Origin of the sequence: Stenotrophomonas sp. GD03877, from assembly GCF_029840555.1 — a bacterium.
Lineage (GTDB): Bacteria > Pseudomonadota > Gammaproteobacteria > Xanthomonadales > Xanthomonadaceae > Stenotrophomonas > Stenotrophomonas geniculata.
In genome coordinates this window covers 120936-126935 of sequence record NZ_JAOCCT010000012.1, presented here as the reverse complement: position 1 = coordinate 126935, position 6000 = coordinate 120936, and the positions used below count along the sequence as shown (strand labels likewise).

Sequence of the window (6000 nt, the reverse complement as noted above, 5' to 3'; positions counted from 1 at the left end):
CCTCCCCCCGCCCTCGTTACCCTGACCGGGCACTCCAGCGCTTCCCGACCCCGGCGACGATTCCCCCGTCAGCACCCGGGGCCCGCGCGCTCCAACCTGGTCCGGCATGTCCAACTCCCGCTTCGTACATCTCCACGTCCACACCGAGTTCTCGCTGGCGGACTCCACCATCCGTGTGCCGGCCAAACCGGACCAGGCGGACCCGAAGAAGGCCAAGCAGGCCAACCTGCTGTCGCGCTCGGTCGAGCTCGGCCTGCCCGCGCTGGCAGTGACCGACCTCAACAACCTGTTCGCGCTGGTCAAGTTCTACAAGGCCGCCGAAGGCGTGGGCATCAAGCCGATCGCCGGTGCCGACGTGCTGATCGCCGAGGAAGGCCAGGACCCGTGGCGGATGACCCTGCTGTGCCGCGATCGCGAGGGCTACCTGAGCCTGTCGCGGCTGCTGACCCGCGCCTGGATGGAAGGCCATCGCCCGGAAGGCGGTGTGGCCATCCATCCGGACTGGCTGAAGGCCGGCAACGCCAACCTGTTCGCGCTGGCCGGCCGGCAGAGCCTGGCCGGGCGCCTGGCGCTGGACGGCAAGCATGAGCTGGCCGAGCAGCAGCTGGCCGACTGGCAGCGCGTGTTCGGCGACGGCCTGCACCTGGAACTTACCCGTACCGGCCGCGAGGGCGAGGAAACCTTCAACCAGTTCGCGCTGATGGCGGCCGGCCAGCGTGGCCTGCCGGTGGTGGCCAGCAATGATGTGCGCTTCCTGTCGCCCACCGATTTCAGCGCGCACGAAGCGCGCGTGTGCATTTCCACCGGCCGCGTGCTGGACGATCCCAAGCGCCCGCGCGAGTACAGCGACCAGCAGTACCTGAAGTCGGCCGAGGAGATGTGCGCGCTGTTCGCCGACATCCCCGATGCGATCGACAACACGCTGGCGCTGGCCGAGCGCTGCAACATCGAGATGCGGCTGGGCACCTACTTCCTGCCCAACTACCCGGTGCCCGACGACGAGACCCTGGACACCTGGATCCAGAAGATGTCGCGCGACGGCCTGGAAGAGCGCCTGGAGAAGAATCCGCTGGCGCCGGGCAAGACCCGCGAAGAGTATTTCGAGCGCCTGGAGTTCGAGCTCAACACCATCATCAAGATGGGCTTCCCGGGCTACTTCCTGATCGTGGCCGACTTCATCCAGTGGGGCAAGAACCAGGGCATCCCGATCGGCCCGGGCCGTGGTTCCGGTGCCGGTTCGCTGGTGGCGTGGGCGCTGAAGATCACCGATCTGGACCCGTTGCCGTACAACCTGCTGTTCGAGCGCTTCCTGAACCCGGAACGCGTGTCGATGCCCGACTTCGACATCGACTTCTGCATGGACCGCCGCGACGAGGTGATCGACTACGTCGCACGCAAGTACGGGCGCGAGCGCGTCAGCCAGATCATCACCTACGGCACCATGGCCGCCAAGGCGGTGGTGCGCGACTCCGGTCGCGTGCTCGGCTTCCCGTACGGCCTGGTCGACGGCGTTTCCAAGCTGATCCCGAACATCCTGGGCATCCACCTGAAGGATGCACTGGGCAAGGGCAAGGAAGGCCCCAGCTCGGAAATGGCCTCGCCGGAACTGATCCAGCGCTACGAGACCGAGGACGATGTCCGCGACCTGATCGACCTGGCGCTGCAGCTGGAAGACCTGACCCGCAACGCCGGCAAGCATGCCGGTGGCGTGGTGATCGGGCCCGAGCCGCTGAGCGAGTTCTGCCCGCTGTATGCCGAACACGACGAGAACGGGCTGGGCAAGAACCCGGTCACCCAGTTCGACAAGAACGACGTGGAAGAAGTGGGCCTGGTGAAGTTCGACTTCCTCGGCCTGCGCACGCTGACCATCATCGACTGGGCGGTGAAGGCGATCAACAAGCGCCACGAGCGCGCCGGCATTCCGCCGGTGGACATCGCCGCGATCCCGCTGGACGACACGCCCACCTACAAGGACATCTTCGCCAACGGCAACACCGGCGCGGTGTTCCAGTTCGAATCCTCGGGCATGCGCCGCCTGCTGAAGGACGCGCGCCCCGACCGTTTCGAAGACCTGATCGCGCTGGTGTCGCTGTATCGCCCCGGCCCGATGGACCTGATTCCCTCCTTCAACGCGCGCAAGCACGGCCAGGAAGAGATCATCTATCCCGATCCGCGCACCGAAGCGATCCTGAAGGACACCTACGGCATCATGGTGTACCAGGAGCAGGTGATGCAGATGGCGCAGATCGTCGGCGGCTACTCGCTGGGCGGCGCTGACCTGCTGCGACGCGCGATGGGCAAGAAGGTGCCGGCGGAAATGGCCAAGCACCGCGAGATCTTCCGCGAAGGTGCGGCCAAGGACGGCGTGGACGAAGCCAAGGCCGATGCGATCTTCGACCTGATGGAGAAGTTCGCCGGCTACGGCTTCAACAAGTCGCACGCCGCCGCCTATGCGCTGGTCAGCTACCAGACCGCGTGGCTGAAGCGCCACTACCCGGCCGAGTTCATGGCGGCCACGCTGTCTTCGGACCTGGACAACACCGACAAGGTGGTTGGCTTCCTCGACGAGGTGCGCAACCTCGGCCTGACCGTGCTGCCGCCGAAGGTGAACCAGTCGGCCTTCATGTTCGAAGCGGTCACGCCGGACACGATCCAGTACGGTCTGGGCGCGATCAAGGGCGTCGGCCAGGGCGCCTGCGAAGCGGTGGTCGAGGAACGACTGAAGGGCGGACCGTTCAAGGATCTGCTGGACTTCTGCACCCGCGTCGGCTCGGCCAAGCTCAACCGGCGCACGCTGGAAGCGATGATCAACTGTGGCGCGCTCGATGAACTCGGCCGCAACCGTGCCTCGCTGATGCTGCAGCTGCCGGAAGTGATCAAGGCCACCGACCAGATGGCACGCGAGCGTGCGTCCGGGCAGAATTCGCTGTTTGGCGGGCCCGATCCGAGCACCGTTTCGATCCAGCTGGACCTGCCGGAAGCCGAAGAATGGCCGCTGCTGCAGCGCCTCAACGGCGAGCGCGATACGCTGGGCTTCTACCTCAGCGGCCACCCGTTCGATCCCTGGCGCGACGATGTGCGCGATCTGGTAGGCAACGACCTGGGTTCGGTGGAGAAGATCTGGAGCGCCAACAGCGGCGGCGGTGGCGGCGAGAAGCGCTGGCGCCCGGAAGTGCAGACCGTGCTGGCCGGCCAGGTGGTCGGCGTGCGCCGCAAGGGCGAAAGCCAGATCTTCATCCAGCTGGAGGACGGTCGCGGCCGGGTGGAGTGCAGCGCGTTCTCCGATGCGATGGCCGAGTTCGGCCACCTGATGACCAAGGACCGCATCCTGGTGGTCAAGGGCGGCCTGCGTGAGGACGAATTCAACGGCGGCTTCGCGTTGCGCATCCGCCAGTGCTGGGACTTCGACGAAGTGTGCGCCAACTACGCCACGCGGCTGTCGCTGCGCCTGGACCTGCGCCAGCAGCGCCCGGTCTGGGAGCGCATCAATGCCCTGCTCGACCGCCATCGCCCGGGGCGCACGCCGCTGCGCCTGGACCTGCTGCTGAAGGGCCCGCAGGGTGGCATCGCCGGCATGCTTGATGTGTCCGGGCAAAGCGCGGTACGCATTGATTCCAAGCTGATGGAGGCGCTGCGCGCCGACCCGGCCGTGCGCACGCTGAAAGTGCGCTACAGCCCACCGTGGGCCAGCTGAGGCTGGCTCCCTGGTTTTCCTGCCCCCCTGTTTCCCCGTTCCAAGTATCAAGGACGATTGCCGATGAAGACCCTGCTGTTCCCGTTTGCCGCCGCTCTGGCCCTGGCCGCCTGCTCGCCGTCGAAGATCGAGTTCCAGATCGACAACCCGACCGACACGCCGCTGGCGCTGAGCATCGATGGCAAGGACCTGCCGGTGGCCGCACAGGGTTCGCGCCCGATCTCGCTCGCCGTCGGTGAGCACCGCCTGCACACCGACAAACTGGGCGACGTGCGCTTCATCGTCTACGTCGATGGCCGCGGCGGACTGATCAACCCGACCCTGAGCGAGTACGTGGTCGCCCGCGAGATCTACGTCACCGACGAGAGCAAGCTGAAGAACTTCGGCACCGGCAAGGCCGGCATCGAGCTGGGCGGCGTCGACTTCGAGGGCCCGTTCGAGAAGAGCCACGAACTGTTCATCGACAAGACCTGGACCTACGGCGTGCGCGAACCCTTCCCGAAGGAAAAGGTGGTCGCCCACGTCGATTCCAGCGGCGGCCAGATCGTCGCCAAGGTGTTCACGGCACCGGATTTCATCGCCTACGTCGAGGAAGGCATGGGCGAGCCAGGTGCGTTCAAGCGCGAACAGCCGGCCGGCTACGTGGCCCCGGCATTCAGCCTGGAACCGGCCCCGGCCAGCCTGCCGGCACTCGACCCCGCCTTCGAGGCGCATGCCGCGCCGCTGCGCGAGGTCTACGCGCAGTGGCTGAAGGCCACCACCGCCGATGAACAGAAGGCCCTGCGCAAGCAGGACTTCGACGCGCAGATGGCCTTCACCTCGGCCACCGCCACCCTGGGCAGCGGCCTGGGCCGGGAAGCCAACGAGGCCTACAACGACTTCGTTTCCCAGCGCAGCCAGCTGATGGGCCGCAGCGCGCTGGTGGTGCCCTGAGCTGACTGGCGCGCCCTGCCCGGCTGCGCTACCGTCGCCTTCCAGACGAAGGCGTACGGGTGGTTTGCACGCATTCGGCTAGAATTCCCCTCTTCTTTACACGACGGCTTCCGATGAATCCGAACTACCTCGACTTCGAGCAACCCATCGCCGACCTGGAAGCCAAGATCCAGGAACTGCGCAACGCCAGTGCCGGGCCGGCGGTCAATGTCGAGGCGGAAGTGCACGCGCTGCAGGACAAGCTGCGCATGCGCACCGCGCAGATCTTCCGCAACCTGACCTCGTGGCAGGTGCTGCAGCTGGCCCGCCACCCGTCGCGCCCGTATACCGCCGACTACATCCGCGTCATGTTCGATGAGTTCCAGGAGCTGGCCGGTGACCGCGCCTTCGCCGACGACAAGGCCATCATGGGCGGCCTGGCCCGCATCAATGGCCGTTCCGTGATGGTGATCGGCCACCAGAAGGGCCGCGACACCAAGGAAAAGATCAAGCGCAACTTCGGCATGCCCAAGCCGGAGGGCTACCGCAAGGCCCTGCGCCTGATGAAGATGGCCGAGCGCTTCGGCCTGCCGGTGCTGACCCTGATCGACACTGCTGGCGCCTGGCCGGGCATCGACGCCGAATCGCGCGGCCAGTCCGAAGCGATCGCACGCAACCTGATCGAGATGGCCGAACTGAAGGTGCCGATCATCTGCACCGTGATCGGTGAAGGCGGCTCCGGCGGCGCGCTGGCGCTGGGCGTGGGCGACCGCACCGTGATGCTGGAATACGCGGTGTACTCGACCATCACGCCGGAAGGCTGCGCCTCGATCCTGTGGAAGGACGCCGGCAAGGCCAAGGAAGCCGCCGAGCAGCTGGGCCTGACCGCGCCGCGCCTGAAGAGCCTGGGCCTGGTCGACAAGGTCGTGCGCGAGCCCACCGGCGGCGCCCACCGCAACCCGACCCAGATGGCCAAGCGCCTGAAGGCCGTGCTGCTGAACGAACTGAACGAACTGGACAAGCTGTCCACCGAACAGCTGCTGGAACAACGCTACACCCGCCTGCGCAGCTACGGCACGTACGAAGCGGCCTGATTCATCGGCTTGTTACTTTCTTGCTCGTGCAAGAAAGTAACCAAAGAACACGCCGCCGAACGCGAGCCGGTGCTATGCACCGGTTCCCTGCGCTTCTCGGTGAATCAGGGGGCGGCGCCGAACTCGCTGCGCTCAGACATCGGCGCCTCTTCGCCCCTGTTTCACCTGCGATGCTCGGCTCGCTCACGGCGGACCTGAACATCAAAAGCCACAGCTGCACCCAGTAGATCCACGCCATGCGTGGATGCCTCTGCTTTGGCGAAGAATCACGCGAACCCGTAGAGCCAAGCATGGCTCTAC

General features: G+C 66.2%; 3 protein-coding genes. All 3 read left to right on the top strand.

Annotated elements, in window-relative coordinates; genetic code table 11:
- Window positions 1–106 precede the first annotated feature (106 nt).
- The 3 genes from dnaE (at window position 107) to N5D20_RS11450 (ending at window position 5700) form a co-directional block, all read left to right on the top strand.
- Window positions 107–3694: a DNA polymerase III subunit alpha gene (dnaE, locus tag N5D20_RS11460; protein WP_109814400.1), complete on the top strand. Its 3588-nt coding sequence runs from the start codon at window positions 107–109 to the stop codon at window positions 3692–3694.
- A gap of 63 nt (window positions 3695–3757) precedes the next feature.
- Entirely contained in the window at window positions 3758–4627 is an 870-nt protein-coding gene (locus tag N5D20_RS11455) for a hypothetical protein (protein ID WP_109814399.1), read from the top strand.
- A gap of 113 nt (window positions 4628–4740) precedes the next feature.
- Window positions 4741–5700, top strand: coding sequence for an acetyl-CoA carboxylase carboxyltransferase subunit alpha (locus N5D20_RS11450; protein WP_010486352.1), 960 nt, complete (start codon window positions 4741–4743; stop codon window positions 5698–5700).
- Window positions 5701–6000: the final 300 nt, after the last annotated feature.